The organism is Klebsiella oxytoca NBRC 105695 (assembly GCF_001598695.1).
GTDB classification, from domain to species: domain Bacteria; phylum Pseudomonadota; class Gammaproteobacteria; order Enterobacterales; family Enterobacteriaceae; genus Klebsiella; species Klebsiella oxytoca.
Map to the genome: position 1 here is coordinate 12,573 of NZ_BCZK01000004.1, position 14,567 is coordinate 27,139.

Annotated in this window: 7 protein-coding genes; 4 read left to right on the forward strand and 3 right to left on the reverse strand. The window is 53.1% G+C overall.

What is annotated here, in order from left to right:
* Window positions 1–87 precede the first annotated feature (87 nt).
* Window positions 88–1,218 carry a porin OmpC gene (locus tag KO1_RS08125; protein ID WP_016809062.1) on the reverse strand — a complete coding sequence of 377 codons (1,131 nt, stop codon included), beginning with the start codon at window positions 1,216–1,218 and terminating at the stop codon, window positions 88–90.
* Between the two features lie 771 nt (window positions 1,219–1,989).
* Here KO1_RS08125 and rcsD point away from each other — a divergent pair.
* Window positions 1,990–4,650 carry a phosphotransferase RcsD gene (gene rcsD / locus KO1_RS08130; protein ID WP_023321351.1) on the forward strand — a complete coding sequence of 887 codons (2,661 nt, stop codon included), beginning with the start codon at window positions 1,990–1,992 and terminating at the stop codon, window positions 4,648–4,650.
* Window positions 4,651–4,666: 16 nt separating this feature from the next.
* Window positions 4,667–5,317, forward strand: a complete 651-nt coding sequence (gene rcsB, locus KO1_RS08135) for a response regulator transcription factor RcsB (protein ID WP_004103995.1) — start codon at window positions 4,667–4,669, stop codon at window positions 5,315–5,317.
* 44 nt (window positions 5,318–5,361) lie between these two features.
* Here rcsB and rcsC read toward each other — a convergent pair whose 3' ends face one another.
* Window positions 5,362–8,217, reverse strand: coding sequence for a two-component system sensor histidine kinase RcsC (rcsC, locus tag KO1_RS08140; protein WP_064406869.1), 2,856 nt, complete (start codon window positions 8,215–8,217; stop codon window positions 5,362–5,364).
* A gap of 131 nt (window positions 8,218–8,348) precedes the next feature.
* Complete coding sequence (gene gyrA / locus KO1_RS08145; protein ID WP_004103997.1) at window positions 8,349–10,982, reverse strand: DNA topoisomerase (ATP-hydrolyzing) subunit A; 2,634 nt, start codon at window positions 10,980–10,982, stop codon at window positions 8,349–8,351.
* Between the two features lie 184 nt (window positions 10,983–11,166).
* On the opposite strand from gyrA, the gene ubiG reads away from it, so the two are divergent.
* Together ubiG and nrdA are read left to right on the forward strand one after the other, a co-directional pair.
* Window positions 11,167–11,895: a bifunctional 2-polyprenyl-6-hydroxyphenol methylase/3-demethylubiquinol 3-O-methyltransferase UbiG gene (gene ubiG / locus KO1_RS08150; protein ID WP_004114176.1), complete on the forward strand. Its 729-nt coding sequence runs from the start codon at window positions 11,167–11,169 to the stop codon at window positions 11,893–11,895.
* Window positions 11,896–12,239: 344 nt separating this feature from the next.
* A complete protein-coding gene (gene nrdA / locus KO1_RS08155; RefSeq protein ID WP_004104000.1) occupies window positions 12,240–14,525 on the forward strand; it encodes a class 1a ribonucleoside-diphosphate reductase subunit alpha in 2,286 nt (761 codons plus the stop codon).
* Window positions 14,526–14,567 lie beyond the last annotated feature (42 nt).

Here is a 14,567-nt window from a genome sequence, read left to right on the forward strand (position 1 = left end):
TTGCTAAGGCCCAAAGAGTACACCAGCAAGGTTAAACCGGGCATAAAAAAAGGCGCCATCGGCGCCTTTTTTCAAACTTCAGCGTGCTTAGAACTGGTAAACCAGGCCCAGAGCAACGATGTCGTCGGTAGAGATACCGGCATCTTTGGTGAATTTGTTGTCGTCCAGCAGGTTGATTTTGTAATCAACGTAGGTAGACATATTTTTGTTGAAGTAGTAGGTTGCGCCTACATCAACATATTTCAGGATATCCTGGTCACCATAACGGCCCAGGTCTTTACCTTTTGACTGCAGGTAAGCCACGGACGGACGCAGACCGAAGTCGAACTGGTACTGGGCAACCACTTCAAAGTTCTGCGCTTTATTAGCAAAACCGATGTTACCAGTACGAGTTGCGTTATAGGTCTGGGAGTACTGAGTCGCCAGGTAGATATTGTTGGCGTCATATTTCAGACCGCCGGTGTAGGTTTCAGCGTTGTCGCCTTCACCCAGAATGCGGCGAGAGAAGCCGTCAGAGTCGGTATATCTGGTGTTGATGCTGTTCTGCTCAGAAGTACGTTTAGAGTGAGAGTACGCAAAACCAGCGCTGATACCGTCATAGATATCATAGGTCAGAGAGGTGCCGTAGCCGTCGCCGTTCTGTTTATTCCAGTCACGACCATTGTTGGTGGAACCTTCACCGCTTACGCTGCCGTTTTTACCCTGATACTGCAGAGCAAAGTTCAGACCGTCAACCAGACCGAAGAAGTCGGAGTTACGGTAGGTCGCCACGCCGTTAGCGCGAGACTGCAGGAAGTTATCAGAACCGTAGGTGTCGCCGCCGAATTCCGGCAGAACGTCGGTCCAGGAAGTCACGTCGTATACTACGCCGTAGTTACGACCGTAGTCGAAAGAACCCGCGTCGCCGAATTTCAGACCCGCAAATGCCAGACGAGTCCAGGACTGCTTGTCAGAACCTTCTACGTTGTTCGCCTGAACGTTGTATTCCCACTGGCCGTAACCGGTCAGCTGGTCGTTGATCTGAGTTTCGCCTTTGATGCCCAGACGCATGTAGGTCTGGTCGCCATCGGAAGATTTGTCGTCAGAGAAATAGTGCAGACCGTCGATTTTACCGTACAGGTCTAATTTGTTGCCATCTTTGTTATAGACTTCAGCCGCATTCGCTGCGCCTGCTACCAGCAGAGCCGGTACCAGGAGGGACAGTACTTTAACTTTCATGTTATTAACCCTCTGTTTGTTATATGCCTTTTATTATTGCCACTGCTTACTGATTACCCTTCTAATCAGTCGGCTATTTCATTGTGCTGCAAAATGCAGAATAATCCAACAAGAATATGATACTAAAACTTCTAAGATGTTTCAAAATACCCACAAGATGTTTCAATTTGTAAATCAAAGGGAACTTTTTTTCTGCCACAAATGCGCAACTAAATAAGCACTAATAATCAAAAAATAAAAATTTTCAATCCCTGTCAATGAGTTACATGGTTACATCTCTATAGCACTCAATGGTAAAACAAAATTCTCGTCTGCGACTAAAATTAATCCCGCTATCATCATTAACTTTATTTATTACCGTCATTCAGTTCTGAATGTCTGTTTACCCCTATTTCAACCGGATGCCTCGCATCCGGTTTTTTTTACCCTTCTTTACACATCTTTAATTATTCCATGCTACTCGTGAAAAAAATAACGGTTATTAATCAAACAACTTACGTCTAAGCTCAACGCTATTTATATAATTTCTTGTTATTTAGTGCTATTTCCCTAAGGTAATCCGTCAATAATTGTACAAAAACAACTGCGGTGTACATCTTTGCTCGCATTACTGGTTTAAGATAAATCTCAAGGCAAAAAAGTCATTGTAGGGTATTCAGATGTATGGATTTTGGACGTTAACCTTTATACTGTTCGTAGCATCTGCGCTGCCCCCGGTTAACTTGGTGCAACAGTCCGTTTACACACACTGATGAGTCGTACTCTCACACGATGACCCCGAAAAAATTTTCCCTGATACCCGGCAACATTACCCGCTTCTTTATTCTCATGGTCATCGTCCTGCTGGCGACGATGGGGGTCATGATCCAAAGCGCCGTTAACGCCTGGCTAAAAGATAAAAGCTACCAGGTTGTCGATGTCAGCTACGACTTGCATAAACGCATCGATACCTGGCGCTACGCCACCTGGCAAATCTATGACAACATCGCCGCAACCTCTGCCAGCTCAGCCTCCGAGACCGGGTTGCAGGAAACGCGTTTAAAGCAGGATGTTTACTATCTGGAGAAACCCCGGCGCAAAACCGAAGCGCTGATTTTTGGCTCTCATGACGGCTCAACGCTGGAAATGACGCAAAAAATCTCCAACTATCTCGATATCCTGTGGGGCGCCGAGACGATTCCCTGGTCAATGTATTATCTCAACGGCCTGGATAACAGCCTGATACTGGTTTCAACGCTGCCGTTAAAAGATCTCTCTTCCAGCTTCAAAGAATCGACGATCAGCAGCGTCGTTGAATCACGCCGGGCTGAGATGCTGCTGCAGGCCAATACCCTTGATGAACGCGAGACGTTTTCGTCGCTGCGCCACCTCGCCTGGCAAAACGGCTACTACTTCACCTTACGCACCACCTTTAACCAGCCCGGTCATCTGGCGACGGTAGTGGCCTTCGATCTGCCCATTAACGATCTCATTCCGCCGAGTATGTCTCTGGAGAGTTTCCGTCTGGAGCCCGATCCCTCGCAGAACGGAACCAGCAATCCGGATAAAGAAGCTGCCGACATCGTCAGCATTAACTTTAACGGCCCGCAGATTGAAATTATCACGACCATTAATACCACCGGTATGCGCCTGGTCTGGATGGTGCCCTTTAGCGAGCTGATTCTGGAATCGCTGCAAAATATTTTACTGCCGCTGCTGCTGAATATTGGTCTGCTGGCGCTGGCGCTGTTCGGATTTACCACCTTCCGCCACTACAGCGGACGTAAAAGCGTCGCGGGAACGGCTATCTCCTCGGCAGCCAATAGTGAACTACGCGCTCAGCGCGCCATTCACGAAGAGATCGTTTCCCTGCTGCCGCTCGGGCTGCTGGTGCACGATCTGGAGGCTAACCGTACGGTGATCAGCAATCCGATCGCCGATCATCTGCTGCCGCATCTGAACCTGCAAAACATCATTAATATGGCCGATCAGCATCAGGGCGTGATCCAGGCGACGGTGAACAATGAACTGTATGAAATCCGTCAGTTCCGCAGTCAGGTTTCGCCACGAACGCAAATTTTTATTATTCGCGATCAGGACCGTGAGGTGATGGTGAATAAGAAACTTAAGCAGGCCCAGCGTCTGTATGAGAAAAATCAGCAGGGCCGCACGGCGTTTATGCAGCATATCGGAGCGGCGCTCAGGCAGCCGGCGCAGACGCTGGCGGAAGAAGCCGCGGCGCTCGGCATGGCAGAAAGCCGCAGGCTGGCCCAGCATGCGGACGAACTGGTGCAGTTGGTAGATGAAATCGAGCTGGCAAACCTGCTGGAGAGCGATAGCTGGAAGAGCGCTCAGGGTCTATTCTCGATTCAGGAACTGATAGATGAAGTGGTGCCTGAAGTGCTACCTATCATCAAACGTAAGGGTCTACAGCTGCTGATTAACAACGCCTTGCCGGCCAATGAGCAACGCTACGGCGATCGCGACGCCCTGCGCCGTACGCTTTTACTGCTTATCCAGTATTCGGTTACCACCACGCCTATTGGCAAAATTACTCTGGAAGTGAGTAAAGATGAATCAGCGGACGATCGTCTGACCTTCCGTATTCTCGATACCGGCAACGGCGTTTCCGCAAACGAAATTGACAATATGCACTTCCCGTTCCTCAACGATACGCAGGCAGACCTCTACGGCAAGGCCAACGCCCTCACCTTCTGGCTCTGCGATCGCCTGACGCGCAAGCTCGGCGGGCAGCTCAATATCAAAGCACGCGAGTCGCTGGGTACCCGCTACTCCCTGCATTTAAAAATGGCCGCCAGCGCAGAGGAGAGTGAGTCAGGGGAACATCTGCTGGATGACGTGGTGATATTGCTTGATGTGACCGCCAATGAAGTCCGCCGTATTGTGACTCGCCAGCTGGAGAGCTGGGGGGCCACCTGCATCACGCCGGATGACAGAATCACAAGTCAACAATATGATCTCTTTTTAACGGATAATCCGTCTAATCTTACTGCTTCGGGCTTGCTTTTAAGCGATGATGAAGCCCGGGTTCATAAGATTGGTCCTGGTCAGCTCCGCGTAAACTTTAATATCAGCGCTGCGCTGCAGGAAGCTATCCTGCAATTGATTGAGCAGCAGCTTGCAGAGGAAGAGGAGCAGCCTTCCTCTGCCGGTAGCGAAAGTAACGCCGAACTGCATGCCAGCGGCTATTACACGCTGTTTGCTGACACGGTACCAGATGATGTTAAGAGGCTGTATAATGAACGGGCAACGGGCGATTTCGCCGCGCTGGCGCAGACCGCTCACCGCCTCAAAGGGGCGTTTGCTATGCTAAATCTGGTACCCGGCAAGCAGTTATGTGAAACGCTTGAGCATCTGATCCGAGAAAAAGATGCGCAAGGCATAGAAAAATATATCAGCGACATTGACGACTACGTCAAGAGCTTGCTGTAGCAAGGTAGCCTAATACATGAACAATATGAACGTAATTATTGCCGATGACCATCCGATCGTACTGTTCGGTATTCGTAAGTCACTTGAACAAATTGAGTGGGTGAACGTTGTCGGCGAGTTTGAAGACTCCACCGCATTAATCAACAATCTGCCAAAACTGGACGCACATGTCCTGATTACCGATTTATCCATGCCCGGTGATAAATACGGCGATGGCATTACGCTTATCAAATACATCAAGCGTCATTTCCCGGACCTGTCAATCATTGTACTGACGATGAATAACAACCCGGCGATCCTTAGCGCGGTTCTGGATCTGGACATAGAAGGGATTGTCCTGAAACAGGGGGCGCCAACCGACCTGCCTAAAGCGCTGGCAGCGCTGCAAAAAGGCAAAAAATTCACTCCCGAGAGCGTTTCGCGCCTGCTGGAAAAAATCAGCGCTGGCGGTTACGGCGACAAACGTTTGTCGCCGAAAGAGAGTGAAGTGCTGCGCCTGTTCGCCGAAGGCTTCCTGGTCACCGAGATAGCCAAAAAGCTCAACCGCAGCATCAAAACCATCAGTAGCCAGAAAAAATCGGCGATGATGAAGCTCGGCGTGGAAAACGACATCGCCCTGCTGAACTACCTTTCTTCCGTTTCCCTGAGCTCCACCGACAAAGACTAAACTCTTTTCTTCCCGGATAGCGCGGCGTTATCCGGGAATCTTCTCTACTCCCTTCCCTTACGTACCCGCGCAGCATAGAGCGTTAACGTCTGCTTAATGATATCCAGCGTGACCGGCTTAGAAAGACAGCTGTCCATACCGGATTCCAGGCAGCGCTGCTTCTCTTCCGCCAGCGCGTTGGCAGTGACGCCAATCACCGGCAGCGTGAGCCCCAGCTGGCGAATACGCTGAGTCAGACGATAGCCGTCCATGTTCGGCATGTTGACATCGCTGAGCACGATATCAATATGCTGTTTGCTCAGGACATTCAGCGCATCGACCCCATCATTTGCCGTCACGCATTGATAGCCCAGCGATCCAAGCTGATCGGCCAGCAGGCGACGGTTGATCGGATGATCGTCAACCACCAGAATCATCATGTCATCATTGCTGGCGTTTTGCGCATCCGCGGCAGCTAGCGCAGGGCCGTTATCCGCACTGGCTACGGCAATATGGAAGATGCGTCCCAGCAGCGGCAGTAGCTCGTGCGGCGTGGCGACGCTATGCAGCCACTCGCCGGGTACCCGCTCTTGCGGAATACCGATATGCCGACGAGAGAAGATCACCATCGCGCAGCCAGCCCAGGATTCATGCGTCTCGCTATCGGTTAACAGAATATCTTCCGCTCCCGGCGTTTGCCCGTCAAAACGACGGACAGGAACGCCGTGGAAGGTCAGCAACTGCTCGACGAACACCGCCAGCGAGCTGTTATCAATCGCCAGCCAGCAGCATTTTTCAGCCAGGCCATCAATATTCAGCGGCGGCGTATTTTGCACGCCATAAAGCGGGATACGAATAGTGAATCGACTGCCCATACCCGGTTCGGTTTCGACGGCGATATCGCCATCCATCATGCTGATAAGCTTTTCACAAATCGCCAGGCCGAGCCCGGTTCCCTGGAAGTTGCGCTGCACGCCGGTACCGACCTGGAAGAACGGATCGAACAGGCGTAGCACCTCTTTCGCCGGGATCCCTTCGCCGGTGTCGCGTACGCTGATGCGCAGATAATCATCCGCCCGCTCTACGTGCAGGACAATACAGCCGGTATCGGTAAACTTAATCGCATTACTCAACAGGTTTGAAATAACCTGCTGCAGGCGCATCGGATCGCCGGACATCAGTTGCGGAACGTCTGGCTCAATAAAGCAGTACAGCCCGAGATGTTTACGCACCACCAGCGGCAGATAGTTGGCGGAGATATGGTTCATTACCTCACGCGGCGAAAACTCCCGCGGCTCAATTTTAAGCTGCTCGGACTCAATTTTAGAGAAATCGAGAATATCGCTAATGATTTTCAGCAGCAGGCTGGAAGAGTTGTTCATCGCTGTCACCAGACGATCGACGCCCTTCGGTAGCTCCTTGGTCTGCAAGAGATCGAGGTTGCCGATAATCCCGTACAGCGGCGTACGCAGTTCGTGGCTGACGGTGGCGAGGAACATCGATTTCGAGTGGCTGGCCTGCTCGGCGGCCTGGGCCATCTCCTGCAGGGACTCTTCCATTTTGACGCGCGCCGATACGTCCACCAGTACGCAGATCGCCACGTTCTCGTTGCGATAGCGCGAATGGACAAAGCTGATTTGCAGGTTGGTATTATTGCTGGTCAGCACATCGACAAAGTTTACCTGCTGGCCGCAGATAATTTGCGTCAGCCGCTGCCGGTCCTCATGAGTTAACATGTTGAGATAGTTATGCGCCAGCTCGTTACTCAGGATATTGGTGCCGTCGAGGGTACGTAAAATACAGATCCCCACCGGCGCGGAGGCAACGATTTTGCGGTTGAACTGCTCATGCTCTTCCAGGCGCTGGGCATCATTTTCGGCCGGAATAAAAATCCGTCGTTCATACATTCGGGCGAGGGCGAAAAGGAGCGCGCCGGTGAGCAGATTGAGTACCACCGCGTTCAGTATCAGCATCCGAATGCGTTCCAGCACCTGATCTACCGGCACCGAATAGACAATACTTAAGGATGACGGCGGCAGGCTTTTTTTCATCGCCAGCTCGCGAAAACCCGCGGTATAGCCAAACCACAGACGTTCCTGCATCCACTTCGCGTCCGGTTTGATATTGCTATTCGATCCGGCAAGTGAAATCAGCGACTGTCCATTATCGTCAAGGATCGTCACGTTCATCGGCAAACTGCCCGGGGTAAAGAAACTTTCCATACGGATGGTTTGCTCTACGCCAAGCATCGCCTGCAGACGATTCGCCACATAGATGGGCGTGAGCGCATAGAAATAGCCAACGCCCGGGCGCACGCCCTGGCTTATCCAGAACAGATTATTGCCGCGCTCGTTTTGCGGCGCGTCGCGATACTGCTCAATGCGCTGATGCAGTACTTTAAGCGCCTGGTCCCGCTCCAGCGGGATATCACGCAGGCCGAAGTTGGCCATGCACAGATTGTCGCTACCAATCAAAAAAATACGATTGAGGTCGTAGGCCGTGGAGAAATTGTCGCGCCAGTAGCGCATAAACCACGCCAATGACTGCAGCGAATTACGCCAGGTGGAACTCATCAGCGCACAGTCGGAATCCGGATAGAGCGGTTCAAAATCAGGAATTGAAATATTGCCGCGCTGGGCCGGCGTATCGCCGCCTTCGCCGCCTTCGCCGCCATCTATCGGCCGATTACCGGCAACATATTTCAGCTCCTTAATCACGTCGGCCGTACGCTGTATATAGCGCTGCGCCTGATCGGCATTGAGGTTAAATTCCTGGCGAATTTCCGATTCCCGATCGTGCAAAGCGTTGACGATGTAAAACACCGAAACAAAAGCGACCAGCACCCACAGCAGTACCGCCAGCGCTCTGAACAGATAGCGTGAAACTTTTAACGTGTTATGGAAAGAAGCTAGATATTTCAATGTGGCGATGCTCGGCCGTCAGGGGCTCAACAGAATGGCGTTAAGGTAACGATAAAACTACGGTCCCGCAACGGGAAAACAAAAAGGGCCGGGGATGAGCCCGACCCTTTCAGAACAATTACCGCAGAGAATTACTCTTCATCTTCGGCGATGTCATCGTCAGTGTCCGCTTCCGGCGCGATATCTTCATCGCCTTCCGCCGCGCTGCCGTCGATGGCATCCAGCTCTTCGTCATCAACCGGCTCAGCAACGCGCTGCAGACCGACCACGTTTTCATCTTCCGCGGTACGAATCAGGATCACGCCCTGAGTGTTACGGCCGACAATGCTCACCTCGGAAACGCGGGTTCGTACCAGCGTGCCCGCATCGGTGATCATCATAATCTGGTCGCAGTCATCAACCTGCACCGCGCCCACCACGGAACCGTTGCGTTCGGTCACTTTGATTGAGATTACGCCCTGGGTCGCACGCGACTTGGTTGGATACTCTTCAGCCGCGGTACGTTTACCGTAGCCATTCTGCGTAACGGTCAGGATGGCCCCTTCACCGCGCGGAATGATCAACGAAACCACTTTATCTTCGCCGGCCAGCTTGATGCCGCGTACGCCGGTAGCGGTACGGCCCATTGCGCGGACGGCGTCCTCTTTAAAGCGCACCACTTTACCGGCGGCGGAGAACAGCATAACTTCGTCCTGACCGGAGGTCAGATCGACGCCAATCAGCTCATCGCCTTCGTTGAGGTTAACCGCGATAATACCGGCAGAACGCGGACGGCTGAATTCGGTCAGCGCCGTTTTCTTCACGGTACCGCTGGCGGTAGCCATAAAGACGTTCACGCCCTCTTCGTACTCACGTACCGGCAGAATCGCAGTGATACGTTCGTTGGCTTCAAGCGGCAGCAGGTTGACGATCGGACGCCCGCGCGCGCCGCGGCTGGCTTCCGGCAGCTGATAAACCTTCATCCAGTAGAGACGCCCGCGGCTGGAGAAGCAGAGGATCGTGTCGTGGGTGTTGGCCACCAGCAGGCGGTCGATAAAGTCTTCTTCTTTTATACGCGCCGCAGATTTACCTTTACCGCCACGACGCTGTGCTTCGTAATCGGTTAACGGCTGGTACTTCACGTAGCCCTGATGCGAAAGGGTCACGACAACATCTTCCTGGTTGATCAGGTCTTCGATGTTGATATCCGCGCTGTTAGCGGTGATCTCGGTACGACGCGCGTCGCCGAACTGTTCACGGACCAGCTCCAGCTCTTCACGGATAACTTCCATCAGGCGATCGGCGCTGCCCAGAATGTGCAGCAGTTCCGCAATCTGTTCCAGCAGCTCTTTGTATTCATCGAGCAGTTTTTCATGCTCAAGACCGGTCAGTTTCTGCAAACGCAGATCCAGAATCGCCTGCGCCTGCTGTTCGGTCAGGTAGTACTGACCGTCGCGTACGCCGAACTCAGGCTCCAGCCATTCCGGACGAGCGGCGTCATCGCCTGCGCGTTCCAGCATAGCGGAAACGTTGCCCAGATCCCATGAACGCGCGATTAATGCTGCTTTCGCTTCCGCCGGAGTCGGCGCGCGGCGAATCAGTTCGATAATCGGATCGATGTTGGCCAGGGCAATCGCCAGCGCTTCGAGGATATGCGCGCGATCGCGGGCTTTACGCAGTTCAAAAATAGTACGACGGGTCACCACTTCGCGGCGGTGGCGCACGAACGCGGCAATAATTTCTTTCAGGTTCATGATCTTCGGCTGACCATGGTGCAGGGCAACCATGTTGATACCGAAGGAGACCTGGAGCTGAGTCTGCGAATAGAGGTTGTTAAGCACCACCTCACCCACCGCATCGCGCTTCACTTCAATCACGATGCGCATGCCATCTTTATCAGACTCGTCGCGCAGCGCGCTGATGCCTTCAACGCGTTTGTCTTTGACCAGCTCGGCGATTTTCTCAATCAGGCGCGCTTTGTTCACCTGATACGGAATTTCATGCACGATGATGGTTTCGCGGCCGGTCTTCGCGTCAGCTTCCACTTCCGCGCGAGCGCGAATGTACACTTTTCCGCGACCCGTACGATAGGCCTCTTCAATGCCGCGGCGACCGTTGATGATCGCAGCTGTCGGGAAGTCCGGGCCGGGAATATGTTCCATCAGCCCTTCAATGCTGATGTCTTCGTTTTCAACGTAGGCCAGACAGCCGTTGATCACTTCGGTCAGGTTGTGCGGCGGAATATTAGTCGCCATACCTACCGCGATACCGGACGAACCGTTGACTAGCAGGTTCGGGATTTTGGTCGGCATAACGTCAGGGATTTTCTCCGTGCCGTCATAGTTATCGACGAAATCCACCGTCTCTTTTTCGAGGTCGGCCATCAGTTCATGGGCGATCTTCGACATACGGATTTCCGTATAACGCATCGCTGCGGCGGAGTCGCCGTCGACCGAACCAAAGTTACCCTGGCCATCTACCAGCATGTAACGCAGGGAGAATGGCTGCGCCATACGTACAATGGTGTCGTATACGGCAGTATCACCATGAGGGTGGTATTTACCGATGACGTCACCCACGACACGGGCAGATTTTTTATAGGCTTTGTTCCAGTCATTGCCCAATACGTTCATGGCGTATAGTACGCGACGGTGTACCGGCTTCAGGCCATCTCGGACATCCGGCAGCGCACGGCCAACAATGACCGACATCGCATAATCCAGATAGGAGCTCTTCAGCTCTTCCTCAATGTTGACCGGTGTAATTTCTCTCGCAAGGTCGCTCATCTAACCGCTATCCCTCTACTGTATCCCGGATTCAAAGGTCGCAAATTATAACACAGCCGCGGTGATACGGGTAAACCTATACCCAATGATTTTCGCGCTGTGACAGGGACAGGGATAGACGGTTTATTCATCGCGGAGGCCTGATATACTTGCCGGTCTGAACTGAACAGGAGTAATAGCGCCCATGAATGCCGAAAAACCGTCGGTGGCCCACAATGTTGATCATAATGAAATCGCTAAATTTGAAGCCGTCGCATCGCGCTGGTGGGATTTAGAGGGCGAATTCAAACCGTTACATCGCATTAATCCTTTGCGTCTTGGCTATATTGCGGAGCGCTCAGGCGGCCTGTTTGGTAAGAAAGTGCTGGATGTCGGCTGCGGCGGCGGCATCCTGGCAGAAAGCATGGCCCGGGAAGGCGCTACGGTCACCGGTCTGGATATGGGGTTTGAACCGCTTCAGGTCGCGAAACTGCATGCCCTGGAGAGCGGTATTCAGGTCGACTATGTCCAGGAAACCGTGGAAGAACACGCGGCGAAGCACGCCGGGGAGTACGATGTCGTCACCTGCATGGAGATGCTGGAGCACGTGCCGGACCCGCAGTCGGTCGTTCACGCCTGCGCGCGGCTGGTCAAGCCTGGCGGCCAGGTATTCTTCTCTACCATTAACCGTAACGGTAAAGCCTGGCTGATGGCGGTTGTCGGCGCCGAGTACGTCATGAAGATGGTGCCGAAGGGAACCCACGATGTGAAGAAATTCATTAAACCAGCGGAGCTGCTCGGCTGGGTGGATGAGACAATTCTGAAAGAGCAGCACATTACCGGTCTTCATTACAATCCGCTAACCAATACCTTCAAGCTGGCGCCGGGGGTGGATGTTAACTATATGTTGCATACAACGGCGAAAAAAGCATAACGTCAGCAGTATTTCCTATGATGATTGCGCGGCATCAAGCCGCGTGATTATTTCTTCCGATGAAGAAATCAGCACTCGATCAAATTTTCATTTTTTTTTCAGATTTATTGACATCTTCTCCAGGCCTTATGGGGCGTGGATTTCGCGATTATCACCCTTCCGCAACCTCAATTTAACGTCAAAATCAACTCTTGTACTCAAAAGAATCCTTACTAGAATACTCACCATATAGCGTTTCTTTTATCGACCACCCCCTACATATAGTATTTATCCACAGAGTTAGTCACAACGGCGATCTGTGGATAAGTGGGGGATATTTTCTTTCACGGACAGGTATAAACCACATGAATCAGAGTCTGCTGGTGACAAAGCGCGACGGTAGCACCGAGCGCATCAATCTCGACAAAATCCACCGCGTGCTGGATTGGGCGGCAGAAGGGCTGAATAACGTATCCATCTCCCAGGTAGAACTGCGTTCCCACATTCAGTTCTATGACGGCATTAAAACCGCCGATATTCACGAAACCATTATCAAAGCCGCTGCGGATCTGATCTCCCGCGACGCGCCGGACTACCAGTATCTCGCCGCTCGTCTGGCGATTTTCCACCTGCGCAAAAAAGCCTACGGCCAGTTTGAGCCGCCAGCGCTGTTCGACCACGTGTCGAAAATGGTGAAAAACGGCAAATACGATACTCATCTGCTGGAAGACTACACGGAAGAAGAGTTCAAGCAGATGGATTCGTTTATCGAGCACGATCGCGATATGACCTTCTCCTACGCTGCGGTTAAGCAGCTCGAAGGCAAATATCTGGTACAGAACCGCGTCACCGGTGAGATCTACGAAAGCGCCCAGTTCCTGTACATTCTGGTGGCCGCCTGCCTGTTCTCCAACTATCCGCGCGAGACGCGTCTGGACTATATCAAGCGTTTCTATGACGCGGTGTCGACGTTTAAAATCTCGCTGCCGACGCCGATTATGTCCGGCGTGCGTACCCCGACCCGTCAGTTCAGCTCCTGCGTGCTGATCGAGTGCGGTGATAGCCTGGATTCTATTAACGCGACCTCCAGCGCGATTGTTAAATACGTTTCTCAGCGCGCCGGTATCGGCATCAATGCCGGCCGCATCCGCGCGCTGGGTAGCCCGATTCGCGGCGGTGAAGCTTTCCACACCGGCTGTATTCCGTTCTATAAGCACTTCCAGACCGCAGTGAAATCCTGCTCGCAGGGCGGCGTCCGCGGCGGTGCCGCCACCCTCTTCTACCCGATGTGGCATCTGGAAGTCGAAAGCCTGCTGGTGCTGAAAAACAACCGCGGTACCGACGCCAACCGCGTTCGTCATATGGACTACGGCGTACAGATCAACAAGCTGATGTACACTCGCCTGCTGAAAGGCGGAGACATCACCCTGTTCAGCCCGTCCGACGTTCCGGGCCTGTACGATGCGTTCTTCGCCGACCAGGACGAGTTCGAGCGCCTGTATACCCAATACGAGCAGGACGACAGCATCCGCAAGCAGCGCATTAAAGCCGTAGAGCTGTTCTCGCTGATGATGCAGGAGCGTGCCTCCACCGGTCGTATCTACATCCAGAACGTGGACCACTGCAACACCCACAGCCCGTTTGACCCGGTTGTCGCGCCGGTGCGCCAGTCCAACCTGTGCCTGGAAATCGCCCTGCCGACCAAGCCGCTGGAAGATGTAAACGACGAGAACGGTGAAATTGCGCTGTGCACCCTGTCCGCTTTCAACCTCGGGGTTATCGATAGCCTGGATGAGCTGGAAGAGCTGGCGGTGCTGGCCGTTCGCGCGCTGGATGCCCTGCTGGATTACCAGGACTACCCGATCCCGGCGGCCAAACGCGGCGCGATGGGCCGTCGTACGCTGGGTATTGGCGTGATTAACTTTGCCTACTATCTGGCGAAGCACGGTAAACGCTACTCCGACGGCAGCGCTAACAACCTGACGCATAAAACGTTCGAAGCGATTCAGTACTATCTGCTGAAAGCTTCTAACGAGCTGGCGATCGAACAAGGCGCGTGCCCGTGGTTTAACGAAACCACCTATGCAAAAGGCATTCTGCCGATCGATACCTACAAGAAAGACCTGGATGCTATCGTCAGCGAATCTCTGCACTACGATTGGGAGCGGCTTCGCGAGTCGATCAAAACGCACGGCCTGCGTAACTCCACGCTCTCCGCGCTGATGCCGTCCGAGACCTCTTCGCAGATCTCCAACGCCACCAACGGCATTGAACCGCCGCGCGGTCACGTCAGCATCAAAGCGTCAAAAGACGGTATCCTGCGCCAGGTGGTGCCGGATTACGAAAAACTGCAGAACGGCTACGAGCTGCTGTGGGAAATGCCGAACAACGACGGTTATTTACAGCTGGTCGGTATTATGCAGAAGTTTATCGACCAGTCGATTTCCGCCAATACCAACTACGACCCGACGCGCTTCCCGTCAGGCAAAGTGCCGATGCAGCAGTTGCTGAAAGACTTGCTCAATGCCTATAAGTTCGGCGTCAAAACGCTGTACTATCACAACACTCGCGATGGCGCGGAAGATGCCCAGGATGACCTGGCGCCGTCTATTCAGGACGACGGCTGCGAAAGCGGCGCATGTAAGATCTAAGTTTTTTGCCGGGCGGCGCGATGCTGGCCCGGCCTAAGGTTT

Excerpts from the sequence above, each read along its gene's own strand:
- ubiG (WP_004114176.1), top strand. The coding sequence starts at position 11,167 with ATGAATGCCGAAAAACCGTCGGTGGCCCACAATGTTGATCATAATGAA.
- rcsB (WP_004103995.1), top strand. The coding sequence starts at position 4,667 with ATGAACAATATGAACGTAATTATTGCCGATGACCATCCGATCGTACTG.
- rcsD (WP_023321351.1), top strand. The coding sequence starts at position 1,990 with ATGACCCCGAAAAAATTTTCCCTGATACCCGGCAACATTACCCGCTTC.
- KO1_RS08125 (WP_016809062.1), bottom strand. The coding sequence starts at position 1,218 with ATGAAAGTTAAAGTACTGTCCCTCCTGGTACCGGCTCTGCTGGTAGCA.
- nrdA (WP_004104000.1), top strand. The coding sequence starts at position 12,240 with ATGAATCAGAGTCTGCTGGTGACAAAGCGCGACGGTAGCACCGAGCGC.
- gyrA (WP_004103997.1), bottom strand. The coding sequence starts at position 10,982 with ATGAGCGACCTTGCGAGAGAAATTACACCGGTCAACATTGAGGAAGAG.